At 68.2% G+C, this 13,717-nt stretch carries 8 protein-coding genes; 5 read left to right on the top strand and 3 right to left on the bottom strand.

Annotated elements, in window-relative coordinates:
- The first annotated feature begins 132 nt into the window (after nucleotides 1-132).
- Both ACFVS0_RS15745 and ACFVS0_RS15740 read left to right on the top strand, forming a co-directional pair.
- The gene (locus ACFVS0_RS15745; protein WP_430550290.1) at nucleotides 133-1,077 is read left to right on the top strand and encodes a carbohydrate ABC transporter permease; all 945 of its coding nucleotides are present in this window, start codon (nucleotides 133-135) and stop codon (nucleotides 1,075-1,077) included.
- Complete coding sequence (locus ACFVS0_RS15740; RefSeq protein WP_430588479.1) at nucleotides 1,074-1,958, top strand: carbohydrate ABC transporter permease; 885 nt, start codon at nucleotides 1,074-1,076, stop codon at nucleotides 1,956-1,958. Before ACFVS0_RS15745 ends, ACFVS0_RS15740 begins: the two co-directional genes overlap by 4 nt.
- An 8-nt stretch (nucleotides 1,959-1,966) precedes the next feature.
- On the opposite strand, the gene ACFVS0_RS15735 is transcribed toward ACFVS0_RS15740, so the two are convergent.
- From ACFVS0_RS15735 to ACFVS0_RS15725, 3 genes are all read right to left on the bottom strand, one after another.
- The gene (locus ACFVS0_RS15735) at nucleotides 1,967-2,407 is read right to left on the bottom strand and encodes a MarR family winged helix-turn-helix transcriptional regulator (protein ID WP_430588478.1); all 441 of its coding nucleotides are present in this window, start codon (nucleotides 2,405-2,407) and stop codon (nucleotides 1,967-1,969) included.
- Nucleotides 2,404-3,348, bottom strand: a complete 945-nt coding sequence (locus tag ACFVS0_RS15730) for a serine aminopeptidase domain-containing protein (RefSeq protein WP_430588477.1) — start codon at nucleotides 3,346-3,348, stop codon at nucleotides 2,404-2,406. The genes ACFVS0_RS15735 and ACFVS0_RS15730 overlap by 4 nt, the downstream gene beginning before the upstream one ends.
- A 432-nt stretch (nucleotides 3,349-3,780) precedes the next feature.
- Nucleotides 3,781-4,560: a hypothetical protein gene (locus ACFVS0_RS15725; protein ID WP_430588476.1), complete on the bottom strand. Its 780-nt coding sequence runs from the start codon at nucleotides 4,558-4,560 to the stop codon at nucleotides 3,781-3,783.
- Nucleotides 4,561-4,753: 193 nt separating this feature from the next.
- Here ACFVS0_RS15725 and ACFVS0_RS15720 point away from each other — a divergent pair, with 193 nt between their 5' ends.
- The 3 genes from ACFVS0_RS15720 to mobF all read left to right on the top strand — a co-directional run bounded on the left by ACFVS0_RS15720 (nucleotide 4,754) and on the right by mobF (nucleotide 13,716).
- A complete protein-coding gene (locus tag ACFVS0_RS15720) occupies nucleotides 4,754-7,216 on the top strand; it encodes a DUF262 domain-containing protein (protein WP_430588475.1) in 2,463 nt (820 codons plus the stop codon).
- 352 nt (nucleotides 7,217-7,568) lie between these two features.
- Nucleotides 7,569-8,204 (top strand): hypothetical protein, encoded by a 636-nt coding sequence (locus tag ACFVS0_RS15715; protein WP_430588474.1) that lies wholly within the window; start codon nucleotides 7,569-7,571, stop codon nucleotides 8,202-8,204.
- Between the two features lie 55 nt (nucleotides 8,205-8,259).
- Complete coding sequence (gene mobF / locus ACFVS0_RS15710) at nucleotides 8,260-13,716, top strand: MobF family relaxase (RefSeq protein WP_430588473.1); 5,457 nt, start codon at nucleotides 8,260-8,262, stop codon at nucleotides 13,714-13,716.
- Nucleotide 13,717: the final 1 nt, after the last annotated feature.

The following is a 13,717-nucleotide window of genomic DNA, read 5'->3' as shown; positions in this document are numbered from 1 at the left end:
ACAAACAGGAGCCAGTTTCCCCCGTTCCGCCCTCTCCGGGGATTTGGGGGTTTCCTCCCCCGGGCGGGAAACCACTTGGGGTGTGGGGGTGGTCTCCCCCCCCCCCCGCCACCCCTGAAAGGTGATGCACCGATGACCGCGACCCTCAGCACCGGCGCCCCGGCCCGCCCGGCGGCGAAGCCCCGGCGCGCCGCGCCCGGCAGGGACGAACGCACCCGCAAGAACCACCCCGCGTGGTTCCTCGTGCCGGCCTTCGTCGTCCTGGGCGTGTTCTTCTTCGTCCCGACGATCTTCAACTTCGTCTACGCGCTCACGGACTGGTCGAGCTTCAAGTCCTCGATCTCGTTCGTCGGGCTGCGCAACTTCGCCGACCTGCTCAGCAGCGGCACGCTGCTGGCCTCGCTGCGGATCACGCTCGTCTACGCCGTGCTCGTCGCGATCTTCCAGAACCTGTTCGGGCTGCTCCTCGCGCTCCTCCTCGAGCGCGACACCCGCGTCAACCGGTTCGCGCGGGTCATGTTCTTCATCCCCGTGATCATGTCGGCGCTCGCGGTCGGCTACGTCTTCCAGGCGATGCTCAAGCCGGACGGCGCGGTCAACGGCGTCCTCGGCACCCTCCTCGGCACCGACGTCACGATCCCGTGGCTGGGCAGCACCACGTGGACGCTGCTCGTCGTCGCCCTGATCCACTCCTGGAAGTGGATGGGCCTGTCGATGCTCATCTACCTGGCCGGGCTGAAGACCATCAACGAGGACGTGCTCGAGGCCGCCCGCCTCGACGGCGCCTCCGCGTGGCGCACGTTCCGCGACATCCGCTTCCCGCTGCTGGCGCCGGCCATCACGTTCAACGTCGCGACCGCCCTGCTCGGGTCGATGAACGGCTTCGACATCGTCCAGGCCACCACCGGCGGCGGCCCCGCCCGCACCACCGAGCTGCTCAACATCTTCATCTTCCGCACGTTCGGCCAGGGCCTGTTCGCGCAGGCCACGACGATGAGCCTCGTCCTGTTCGTCGTGGTCGTCGCCCTCGCGTTCCCCGTCATCCGCACCCTTCGCAAGCGGGAGGAAGTCCTGTGACCGCGCAGACCGCTCACCTGAGCACCCGCACCCGCACCGTGCGTCGAGCGACCGGCGCGCGGACCGGGGGCTGGCGTCGGGTCCAGCCCGTCGCCGCCGTGCTCGCCGTCGTCGTGCTGATCGGCATGCCGTTGTGGATCGTCGTCGTCACGGCCGGCAAGACCCAGGCCGAGGCGCTCAACCCCAACCTCTCGCTGCCCACCACGTGGCAGTACCTCGAGAACTTCTCCGCCGTCTGGGACCAGGGCCGCGTGCCCGCCGGCTTCTTCGGCAGCCTGCTGATCATGGTGCCCGCCGTCATCGGCGTGCTCGTGCTCGGCTCCCTCGCCTCCTGGGTGCTGGCCCGGCGGACCACCCGTGGCTACGCCGTGCTCTACGCCCTGGCGATCAGCGGCATCGTGCTTCCCCCGGCCGTCGTGACCATCGTGCTGCTGCTGCGCCAGCTCGGCCTCGCCGGCACGGCCATCGGCATGATCGGCGTCTACATGGGCATGTACATGTCCACGGTGACCTTCTTCGTCACGGGGTTCGTGCGGACCATCCCGCACGAGCTGGAGGAGGCCGCCCGCGTGGACGGTGCCGGGCCCCTGCGCGTCTTCGGCCTGATCATCCTGCCGCTGCTCGTGCCCGTGCTCTCCACCGCCACGATCCTCATCTGCCTCTACGTGTGGAACGACGTCTTCTACGCGTTCTTCGTCGTCGGCGGACGGCTCGACACCCTGCCGCTCAACCTGTTCCAGGTGGCCAGCGCGGGGCTCTATCTCGACAACTGGCACCTGATCTTCGCCTACGTCATCCTCATGAGCCTGCCCCTGCTCGTCGTCTTCGTCATCGCGCAGCGCAAGATCATCTCGGGCATCACGTCCGGGGCGGTGAAGTAGTCCCGCCCTCACCCCAGGGCGTGCTTCACGTGCTCGAGCCAACGGGCGACGGTGGCGAGCTCGTCGTCGGTGAAGCCCTCGGTGAGGCGGTCGTTGACCTCGGCGAGGGCTGCGCGGACGTCGTCCAGCGCGGCGGTGCCGGTGGGTGTGAGGTCGAGGCGGACGGTGCGGCGGTCGTCGGGGTCGGCACGACGGCGCACGAGGTCGGCGCGCTCCATGCGGGCGAGCAGGCCGCTGGCGCCGGCGGGGGAGGCCTGCAGCGCGGCGGTCACCTCGCCGATGGTCGGGCTGGGGTGGTCGGCGAGGTGCAGCAGAACGCCGGCGGCGGGGGCGCCGAAGCCCTGGCCGCCGTTCCCGGCGGTGTGCGCGCCGCGCCGCGAGATCCAGCGCCGCAGCTGGCGCTCCGCCGCGATGGTGAGGAACACCAGGCGCGGCGGGCGGCGCGTCATCGGCGCGGCTTCCTGGCGCGGAAGCGGACGTTGCCGTCCTCCTGCATCGGCGCGGCCTCGGCGCGAGCGTCGAGCCAGGCGAGGAGCTCGGGCCACAGCGTGTCGCGCAGGCCGCGGCGGAAGAAGCCCAGGTGCCCGATCGTGTCCACGCCGCCGTCGGCGGGGCTCCACGTGCGTCGCTCGACCCGGGCGGCGGTCAGGCGGTCGGTGATCGCGTCGATCTGCGCGGGGGTGGACCACGGGTCGTCGGTGAACCCGACGGCGAGGACGTCGCCGGTGACGCGCGCGGCGTCCGCGGCGGCGCTCATGGTCGGGTCGTCGAAGAAGTAGTGCGGCATGGTCGACCAGCGGCTCCACTCGAGCATCGCGGCGGCGGGCATGTCCTCCCCGAGGCCCATGCGGCGCCCGGGCACGTAGCCCAGCACCCGCGCCGCCGCGGGCCCGAGCGCCCGCAGGATCAGCCGGACGCGTGCTCGTTCGCGCCGGTCGGGGATCGTGGCCGTCCCGGCGACGTGCGACGCGACCGTCACGAACCCGGCCAGGCCTCGCGAGCCGTTGCCCAGCGCGAGCGCGTGCCCGCCGATGCTGTGCCCGATGGCGAGCTGCGGCACGTCACCGAACCGCGGGCGGGCCCACGCAGCGACCGCGGGGACGTCGTCGGACATCCAGTCCCGCATGCGCAGGCCGCGATCCTTGCGCGGGCTGCCGGACCGGCCCGTGCCGCGGTAGTCGTAGGTGATCGCGACGTAACCGCTGGCGGCGAGGAACTCCGCAAACCCGGTGTACAGGCGCTCGGGGACCGCCGTCGCGGGGTGGATCACCACGACGCCGCGCGGCGACTCGTCGGCGGGCTTACGCACCGTGCCGACGACCCACCCGCCCGCCGGGATCTGGATCCGCAGCTCCTCGGCCTCGACCGACGTCGTGTCGTCACTTCGCATGCGAAATACCTTAGCGGCCCGTGCGACCGAGGCCTTTGGTCGGGCGGGCCGAGAGCGGGCCGTGTGTGGCACTCTTCGGTCGTGAACCTGCCGAACCGGCCGCGATGAGGCTTCTGGTATCAGGTGTGGCGACCGTTCCGAGCCCTCGGGCGCGGCATCGCTCGAGTCCTGGACTTCTTCGACCTCATCAGCCTCGTCGTGAACGTCGGACGCGGCATCCTCTGGCTCGTCCGTGGCTTGGGGAGCATCGCGGCGCGCGTCTTCGACCGGTGACGGCCCTCACCGGGCCGAACTTCGCCCGCTTGCATTCGTGACGACGACGAAGAGCGCGACGACTTCGCCACCAGGCCTTCGGCATCGACGAGCTCTGGCTTCGTACGTGGTTGGTCGAGTCACCGTGCAAACTCCAGCCCCGATCACGGGCGTCATCGACTACCGGTCGATTCGGCCGATCTGCCGCCTACGCTCGCTCGCTTGCTCATGCCGGCGGAGGGCCTCGACCAACGCAACGATGAGGCTTTCGTCTAGCGCCTCGTGGTTGCTACCCAACGCGCGCTGCAGATGACCTGCGAGTTCCCGAGGCGTCAGTCTCTCATCTGAGTCCTCCCCAGCGATGATCAGCTTTGGGTCCACGACCGTGGCACGGCGCAGGATGTCGAACTGTGTGTCGCGGAACGCCTCCATCGCGAGCATCGCCCGCAGCCTTGTGTCCCACTCAGCCTTCGTCATCACCAGCGCGGGTTCGGCCTCCAAGACGGTGAGCTGGGAGCCCACGATCTCGCTGGCCGCTTCGAGCTCCAATGCGCGTTTCGCGCGTGTCGCACCGAGTGTGAACCTCGGCAGACGAAAGGCCGCGAGCCGCTGCCGCAACTCCTTGAGCCGCGGCAATAGCGTCGTACCCCAGTACCGCTTCACGTGCGGAGTTGCCGCGATGGCTCCCTTGATGGCCAGCACAACGACGAGCTCCGCGAGTCGCCCGGCGAGCTCCGCATCAGCATCGCGCTTCTCCTGCGTGCGGGTGTCCTGCTGACCACCGAGGAGCGGATCACCCCACGGTCCCTCGACCGGCTCTGCGTCGTCGACTCGCCGCCATGTCGCATGCCCTCTCAGCTCGCCGGTTTCGTCGTCGAAGAGCAACCCGGACTGGGCTCCAGAGTCCTTGCTGGAGTTCCCGAGGTGCTGGCCCTCGGGGATGTTCGCCTCGTACCTCATCGCCCGATGTTAGCGGGGCGATTGCGGCGCGGGAGCGGTCCAAAGACCCGTTCTGCAAGACCTGAGCGGCGCGAAGTGACGCGCCGTGTTGGCCGAGCCGGGCGGGGTGAAGTTTCAGGCGCCGCCCCCGGATTTCTGCGTCGTTGCCGATGAGGTCCAAGGAGGATCCGCGGGCCTGTTGCAGGATGGAGCCATGGAGACGTTCGTCCGGACGCCGATGGAGATCTTCGGGCTGCCGCAGCACTTCGCGATCCCCCTGTTCCAGCGGCCTTACGTGTGGGACGAGGAAGAGCAGTGGGAGCCGCTCTGGCAGGACGTCCGCCGTGTCGCACAGCTGAGGCTCGAACAGCCGCACGTGAACGCCACACACTTTCTGGGCGCCGTGGTGGTCCAGGCGCAGGAGAACGCCGTCGGGATAATCGCGACGCGGGACGTGATCGACGGCCAGCAGCGGCTCACAACTCTTCAGTTGATGATGGACGCTGCAGCGGCCGTGCTCGAAGACACAGGCGCCGACCTCCTGTCGGCGCAGCTTCAGCGTTTGACGCACAATGATGCGGTCTACGTCCCACCCGGGGAAAGCGGGCTGAAGATCCGGCATGCCAACCGTGACAGGGAACCGTTCGACGAGGTCATGTCCGCGGAGGCACCTGTCCCGTACTCCTCGCTCAAGCACGCCGAATCGAAGCTCGCGAGAGGCCACGCGTACTTCGCGGGCGAGATCGGTCAGTGGCTCGGTGAGCCGGACACCCCGGAGTTTGTCCGGCGCTCCGACGCACTTGTGACCGTCATGACGCGGGGTCTTCAACTGGTCACGATCGACCTGACCGCAGCGGAGAACTCGCAGGAGATCTTCGAGACCCTCAACGCGCGCGGAACGCCTCTGACTGCTGCGGACCTCATCCGCAACTACGTGTTCCAGAGGCTGCGTGCGGAGGGCGGTGACACCGGCAAGGCGTACAGCCGTGACTGGCCATTCGAGACGAAGTTCTGGGAGAGAACGGTCAGCGTCGGCCGTTACACGATCGGGCGGAGCTCGCTATTCCTGAACCAGTGGCTTGTGGCGCGTACCGGCGAAGAGATCGGTCCACAGTCAACGTTCACGCGGTTCAAGCACTATGTCGAGCACGAAGCCGGGCAGAAGATGGAGGACCTGCTACCAGCCATCAGGAAGCAGGCGGAACAGTACGAGGCCTGGACACTCGCTGCGCAGGAGTCGTCACGCCAGCTCGACATGGTGGAGATGGCCGTCTACCGGATGGCCGCGAACAATATGGAGCTCCTTAAGCCACTGCTCATCTGGCTGCACGAGCCGGACCGCGATCTGAGCGCCGCGACGATTTACGCGATCGTGTCGGCAGCAGAGAGCTGGGTGATGCGGCGCGTGCTGCTACGCCTGACGAGCGCCGACTTGGGCCGCGTCGTCGCCGACCTGATCAAGACGCATTCCAGCACGGCCACGGACGATCTTGCCGATCGCGTGATAGCGCACCTCGCGCGCCTGAACGTCACGAGCACGTATTGGCCTGGAGACGACGAACTTCGTGCCGCCTTGGCCACGGAGGCGGCCTACCGCCGATTCCGCCGAGCTCGCCTGCGCATGCTCCTCGAAGCGGTCGAGGACTGGTATCGCTTCGAGACGAACCAGTCCCAGCTGGACCGTAAGGGCTATCCGATCGAACACGTGCTGCCTCAGAAGTGGAGCGACTTCTGGCCTGTCGACGGGATCGAAGCTCAGCAGGAGCGCGCCGAGCATGTCCACCGGCTCGGCAACCTGACTCTCCTCACAGACCGACTCAACCCGAAGGTGTCGAACGCCGGCTGGGCGAAGAAGCGGACAGCCTTCCTGCAGCACAACACGATCAACATGACCGGGCGCCTCGTCGTCGACACCGAGGGGCGGGACTGGGACGAGAACACGATCGACGACCGGACCGCCGAGATGATCGATGTCATCATCAAGATCTGGCCGACGCCGGTGGGTCACCACGGCGAGGTTGTCGACCCCCAGGCGAAGGCACCCGACTGGGTAGAAATCAAGCATCTCGTCGGGGCGGGACTGCTGGAACCCGGCGCTCGGCTCACTCCGCGCTCAGGCCAGTGGCAGGAGCGAACGGCGACGATCCTCGCGAATGGCGCCATCGAGCTCGAAGGAAGGCGTTACGACTCGCCGTCGGGCGCTGCACGAGCCCTTCGGGAGAAGGCCACCAATGGGTGGAAATTCTGGCGAACTGCTGACGGGCGGCGGCTCGAGGAGGTGCGCGCCGAGTTCCGCGGCGTGAAGCCGGCAGAACCAGGTGCTTTCGACTGGTCGGGGCTGCACGCGATCCTCGAGGTTCTTCCCCAGGGGCGCTGGACGACGTACGGCCATCTCGCTGCAGCCGTGGGCACCGCGCCTCAGGCGGTGGGCAACCACTTGCCGGCCTGCGAGCAGTGCAGAAACGGTTACCGGGTTCTCAAGAGTGACGGGTCGATCTCGCCTGGCTTTACCTGGACGGACCCACAGGACCATCGCGATCCCCTTGATGCCCTGCGCGATGAGGGCATCGGCTTCGTGAACGGCACGGCCGACCCGGCTCAAGAGCTCGGCGAGGCGGAGTTGCTCGAGCTCATGGAAGCGGGGGCGGCCGAAGACGCGGAAATCACGGGCTTCTGAGTGCGTGCGTCCCGCGGGCCTGCAGTGAACGCATCGACGTTGAAGCAGCACACACGTTGGGCGACGCCCCGCAGCCGGCACAAATAGCGGCATGGGCGACTTGACTCGCAACCGTTCGCTGCGTGCCTCGGCGCCTCCATAGTCGCGTGCGCCAGCGCGAGCTCCCGTGCTTCGAGCCCGGGAAGTACAGCTAGCGGGACGTCCACACGTCTGGCACCCGAGGCGGCGGTCTTCGGCAGGAGGCCCGAGAAATCACCTCCCATGTTGTCGAGGTTCGGGACAAGATCTCCGTAGGATCGGCCACCACGGCGATCGCGTGTTGGTCGCATCCTCGGCTTCGGGAAGGTGCGGCGTGGAGATCAACGACCTCGTGACGTTCTGGCGGGGCCAGCAGCTCAACGTTGACGGTCGGTGGGCACATCGTCTCGACGTCGATGCGTTCGCTGCCGAGCCGCACAGCTTCAACCTCGATCACCCGGTGAACCCCTACGTGGGCGACGTCCTGAACGCGCCTGTCGTGATTCTCGGTGCGAACGGCGGCTATAGCGCTGAGCTGACGCCGACCGAGTTCCCAGACGATGACGCAGTCCGCACCTACCTTGATCGCGTCGACAACCCGATGGATGCTGACTGGTCGTTCGTATCGCAGTACTACGACCGCACGAACTACGGCGACCTGGTGGCCAGCGGCCAGGCCGTCCTGGTCAATGCGTGCGCCTACCGCAGCGTGAAGATCACTGAGGAACCCGTCAATCGGCGGCTGATCAAGCGTCTCGAGTCGGCTCTCTTCACGCGGCGCTGGCTCCTCGAAGCGGTGTTGCCGATGGCCGCCGCGGGCGAACGGTTGGTCGTCATCAAGCGCGGGGGTCAGTGGAACCTGCCCGGAGATGTCTCCTTGGCTCCGGGTGTTGTCAGGGACCCAGCGCCGGTCAGCCCGCGGATCACGGGAGTGCCGTTCGCCCGCATGACGGACTTCCTAGCGAGTTGACGCTCCCCGGGGGGATGAGTCGAACAGTCTGGGAGCCGGGGCACACCTGTCAGGTGTGACGGTCTCGCTGCGAGTGATCTCCGCAGGGCAGGGGTACTCCTACCTGCTGCGGTCGGTCGTGACCGGTGACGGGAGCGGGCCGCAATCGTCGGCGTTCACGCGCTACTTCACGGAGGCGGGTACGCCGCCCGGGGTGTGGATGGGGCGCGGGGTTGAGCACCTCGGCGAGGGCGCGTTGCAGCCTGGGACGACGGTGACGCCGGCGCAGCTGCAGGCGCTGCTGGGTCACGGCGCGGACCCGGTCTCCGGTGGGCCGTTGGGTCGGCCGTTCCGGGAGTACCCGACGGCGAAGGAACGAACAACACGCCGGGTTCAGGGTGTGGATCGGTCGCTGCCGGCGGCCAAGTTCGATGCCGAGGTGGCGCGGATCCGAATTCAGGAGGCGGCGCGCGGTAGCCAGACGGCGACGGCAGGGTTCGATCTGACCTTCTCGGCGCCGAAGTCGGTGTCGGTGCTGTGGGGCCTGGCGGACGCGACGACGCAGGAGCTGGTCGTCGCGGCGCATCACGACGCCGTCGCGCAGGTGTTGGACTTCCTGGAGCGGGAGGTCGCCGCCACCAGGGTGGGCCATGGGGGAGTGGCGCAGGTCCCGGTGGTGGGGGTGGCGGCGACGGCGTATGACCACTGGGACTCGCGGGCGAACGATCCGCAGCTGCACACGCATCTGGTGATCGCGAACAAGGTGAAGGCGGCTCACGACGGGCGGTGGCGCACGCTGGACTCCCGCGCCCTGCACCACGCCGTCGTCGCATTGTCCGAGCACTACAACGCCATCCTGGCCGACCGCCTCACGAACACGTTCGGCGTCGCCTGGCAACGGCGTGACCGCGGGCCAGACAGGTCGACGCAGTGGGAGATCGCCGGCGTCCCCGATGACCTTCTGGCGGAGTTCTCCTCCCGCAGCCGCGACATCGAGGTCGTCAAGGACCGCCTCATCGACGAGTTCGTCGCGATGCGCGGGCGCCGGCCGTCCGCGAGGCAGGTCGTGAAGCTGCGTGCGCAGGCCACGCTCGAGACACGTCCCGAGAAGACCATCCACTCCCTGGCGGAGCTGGCCGCGGACTGGCGGCGTCGAGCTCAGCCCGTGCTCCGCAGCGAGGCGGCGGCCTGGGCGCGGCGCGTGGCGCTCGGCGGGTCCGTACGGGTGCTCAGCGCGGACGCCGTCCCTCCGGATCTGGTCGACGACGTCGCCGCCCAGGTCGTCGACGTCGTCTCGCAGAAGCGCGCCACCTGGACGCACTGGAACCTGTGGGCCGAGGCCTCCCGGCAGACAATGGGTTGGCGGATGGCGACCGCCGCCGACCGCGAGCAGGTCGTCGCGCTCGTGGTGGACGCCGCCACGCGCCGCTCCGTCCAGCTCACGCCCGGCGAGCTGGCCAGCACCCCCGCGGCGATGCGCCGACCCGACGGGACGAGCACCCTGCGCCCGCAGCACAGCGAGAAGTTCACCAGCCCTGAGCTGCTGGCGATGGAAGACCGGCTTCTGCGCCTCGCCGACGACTTCGGTGGGCCGGTCGTTGGCCGGACGACGGCGTCGCGCGTCGTTGCCGGCAGCGCGCCCGACGGCGTCCGGCTCGACGTCGAGCAGGCTCGCGCCGTCGCGCAGCTGTTGACGTCGGGTCGGCGGCTGGATGTGCTCGTCGGCCCAGCCGGTACGGGCAAGACGACGGCGATGTGTGCCCTGGCGGCGGGATGGATCGCAGCGCACGGGCGGGGAAGCGTGGTGGGGATGGCGCCGTCGGCCGTGGCAGCTCAGGTACTGGCTGGCGATCTCGGCATACCCTGCGACAACACCGCAAAGTGGATTCACGACCACAGTCGCGGGCGCGCGGACTTCGCACCAGACCAATTGATCATCGTCGACGAGGCCACGCTCGCCTCCACGCGAGCCCTGGACACGATCGCGACCCGCGCCACGCGGGTCGGTGCGAAGGTCGTCCTCGTCGGCGACCCGGCCCAACTGCAGTCCGTCGACGCCGGCGGCGCCTTCGCGATGCTCGTGTCCGCGCGCGGCGACGACGTGCCGCGGCTGTCCGAGGTGCACCGGTTCGTCCACGAGTGGGAGAAGACCGCCTCGCTGCGCCTGCGGGATGGCGACCCCGCCGTCGTTGACCGGTACGAGTCGCATGGCCGACTCCGCGAGGGCAGCACCGACGAGATGGTCGACGCCGCCTACACCGCCTGGCGCCACGACACCGAGCACGGCAGGGCGAGCATCCTCGTGACCGAGTCCGCCGAGACCGTCCGACAGCTCAACGACCGCGCCCGCGCCGAACGCATCCGCTCCGGCCTGACCTCGGCCGGTCGCGACGTCGTCCTGCGCGACGACGCGCGCGCCTCCGCTGGCGACGTCATCGTCACGCGCCGCAACGACCGCCGCCTACGCGCCGGGCCACACGGGTGGGTGCGCAACGGCGACCGCTGGACGGTGACCCACGTGCGCCTCGACGGCGGGCTGGAGGTTCGTCCCGAGGGCAGACGGCGGGGGAGCGTAGTGCTACCCGCGGGCTACATCGCCGAGCGAAGTTGCGCCCCGAACGCAGTGGAGTGTCTGCCGTGTTCCGTGTCCACCTACCCGTGCGCTCCACTTGCATTGGACACGCTGCCGAATCAGCGGGGTGAAATCCGACGTCAGAGGGGAATTCCTCGCAGAAGGGCACCCGTTCTTCGTAGACTCGAGCACGTGTCCGACGAGGTCCGCATCCCAGCCGAGCAGCGCGCGCGTGTCCTAATCGACGCCCAGCTGCGAGCCGCAGGCTGGATTGTCCAAGACGGCAAGGCTCTGAACCTCTTCGCTGGACCGGGTATCGCGGTCCGCGAGGCAGTGATGGCTTCCGGTCACGGCCGCGCCGACTACCTCCTCTACGTCGAGAAGAAGGTCGTGGGCATCATCGAGGCGAAGCCCGAGGGCACGACGCTCTCGGGCGTTGAGTGGCAGTCCGCCATGTACGCCACCGGACTTCCGCACGCGCACCGCAAGCGGGCCCGGGTAGTCCAGGGTCGTCTGCCGTTCGTGTTCGAGGCATCGGGATCGGAGACTCATTTCACCAACGGGTACGACCCGGAACCGCGGGCCCGGAAGATCTTCAACTTCCCGAAACCCGGAACGCTCGCGCGCGTTAGCCGTGACGCAGACGCCGATCTGGAGCACCCGACCTGGCGTGCCAAGATCCGGGACCTCCCCGAACTGGACGAGGCCCCGCTGCGCCCCGCGCAGATCAAGGCGATCAAGGGCACCGAGCTGTCGCTGGCTCAGCAGAGGTTCGATCGGTCCCTGATCCAGATGGCTACAGGTGCAGGTAAGACCTACACGGCCGTCACACTGGCGTACCGAATGCTGAAGTACGGTGGCTTTTCCAAGATCCTGTTCCTGGTCGACCGCAACAACCTCGCCGACCAGACCCTCGCGGAGTTCCAGAACTACACCACGCCCGACGACGGTCGGCGCTTCTCCGAGGTCTACAACGTCGACAAGCTCACCGGTGCCGGCATGCTCGGATCCTCGAACGTGGTGATCTCCACGATCCAGCGCGTGTTCAAGGTCCTCAACGGCAACGACGTCGCCGGCACAGACGACCCGCAGCTCGACGACTGGACTCCCGACTCGGCGGTCACGGTCTCCTACAGCCCGGGAATGCCGCCCGAGACGTTCGATCTGGTCATCGTCGATGAGGCCCACCGGTCCATCTACGGCGTGTGGCGGGGGGTCCTGGACTACTTCGACGCCCACGTCGTCGGCCTGACAGCGACTCCCGGCAAGCAGACCTTCGCGTTCTTCCGCCAGAACCTCGTCTCCTCGTACACCTATCAGGAGTCCGTCGCTGACCAGGTGAACGTCGACTTCGACATCTACCGCATCAGAACCAAGGTCACCGACGAGGGCGCCACCCTTCCAGCCGGCGTGTACGTCCCGAAGGTCGACAAGCGCACCCGGGTGCAGCGCATCGAGCAGATCGACGAAGACGTCGACTACACCGCCGGCCAGCTCGACCGCGCGGTGACAAACCCGAACCAGATCCGCCTGGTCCTCGGGACGTTCCGCGACCGGCTGTTCACGGAGATCTTCCCGGGCCGCACGGCGGTGCCGAAGACACTGATCTTCGCCAAGGACGACGCACACGCCGAGCAGATCGTCACCCTGGTGCGGCAGGTGTTCGGCAAGGGCAACGAGTTCGCCGCCAAGATCACCTACGCCGCCAACGACCCCAAGGGCCAGCTGCAGGCGTTCCGCACCTCGGCGAAGCTGCGCATCGCGGTCACGGTCGACATGATCGCCACCGGCACGGACGTGAAGCCACTGGAGTGCGTCTTCTTCCTGCGGGACGTGAAGACGGCGCAGTACTTCGAGCAGATGAAGGGCCGCGGCGCCCGCACCATCGCCCCCGCGGACTTCCAGGCCGTGACCCCGGACCCCGCCGCGAAGCAGAAGACCCGCTTCGTGATCGTCGACGCCGTCGGGGTCACCGAGCACGACTTCGTCGAACCGCCCCTGAACCGGCAGAAGTCAGTCTCACTCGAACAGCTGCTCAAGAAGACGGCAAACCTGACCATCACCGAGGACGAGGTCGCCACCCTCGCCTCACGCCTCTCCGCCCTCGAGCTGCAGCTGACCCCGGACGAGCGTGCCGAGCTCGACAAGGCCGCCGGCGGGTCCCTCAAACAAATCGTGCGTGGGTTGGTCGGCGCTGTCGACGCCGACAAGCAGGCCGCCACACTCCACGACGCCGGCGAGGGCGCTACCCCTACCCAGGTCATCGAGCAGCTCATCGAGACGGCGATCGAACCGTTGGCGGCGAACCCAGACCTCCGAACCAGGATCATGGAGCTGCGCCGCACACACGACCAGATCATCGACGAGTACAACGCCGACGAGCTCATCGACGCCTACGGCGTCGTCGACCCCGAACGAGCGAGGTCGCTCGTCGAAGACTGGTTCGATTACCTGACTACCCATAGGTCCGAGATCACCGCGATCCAGATCATGGACGAAGCCAAGACCCGCCGCGTCCCGTTCGAGGCCATCAAGGAGCTCGCGGACCGCATCTCCAGGCCGCCGCACAACTGGACCCCAGACCTCATCTGGGCCGCCTACGAGCAGATCGACGCGGGTCGCGTACGTCACCGCGACAGGTCCCGCCTCACGGACGTCGTGTCTCTGGTCCGCTATACCCTCGGCGCAGACCCCGAACTGATCCCGTTCGCCGACGTCGCCGCCGACCGGTACGCCGGCTGGCTCCTCGCCCAGGAACAGGCCGGGACCAGATTCACCGACACGCAAAGGTGGTGGCTCGACCGGATGGTCGACGTGATCTCCAACTCCGCCGGCATCACCGCCGACGACCTCGACGAAGCACCCTTCGACGAACGCGGCGGCGTCGACGGCGCGCTCCGTGACCTCGGCGACGACGCGGAGGAACTCCTTGAGCAACTCAATCAGGAACTCACGGCGTGAT

The organism is Isoptericola sp. NPDC058082, assembly GCF_042885055.1.
Taxonomy (GTDB): Bacteria; Actinomycetota; Actinomycetes; order Actinomycetales; family Cellulomonadaceae; genus Isoptericola.
Note: the sequence above shows the minus strand (reverse complement) of the source record. Positions and strands in the feature narration are given on the sequence as shown.

Coding starts and splice junctions, on each gene's coding strand:
- ACFVS0_RS15735 (WP_430588478.1), bottom strand. CDS start 2,407: ATGACGCGCCGCCCGCCGCGCCTGGTGTTCCTCACCATCGCGGCGGAG.
- ACFVS0_RS15720 (WP_430588475.1), top strand. CDS start 4,754: ATGGAGACGTTCGTCCGGACGCCGATGGAGATCTTCGGGCTGCCGCAG.
- ACFVS0_RS15745 (WP_430550290.1), top strand. CDS start 133: ATGACCGCGACCCTCAGCACCGGCGCCCCGGCCCGCCCGGCGGCGAAG.
- ACFVS0_RS15725 (WP_430588476.1), bottom strand. CDS start 4,560: ATGAGGTACGAGGCGAACATCCCCGAGGGCCAGCACCTCGGGAACTCC.
- ACFVS0_RS15730 (WP_430588477.1), bottom strand. CDS start 3,348: ATGCGAAGTGACGACACGACGTCGGTCGAGGCCGAGGAGCTGCGGATC.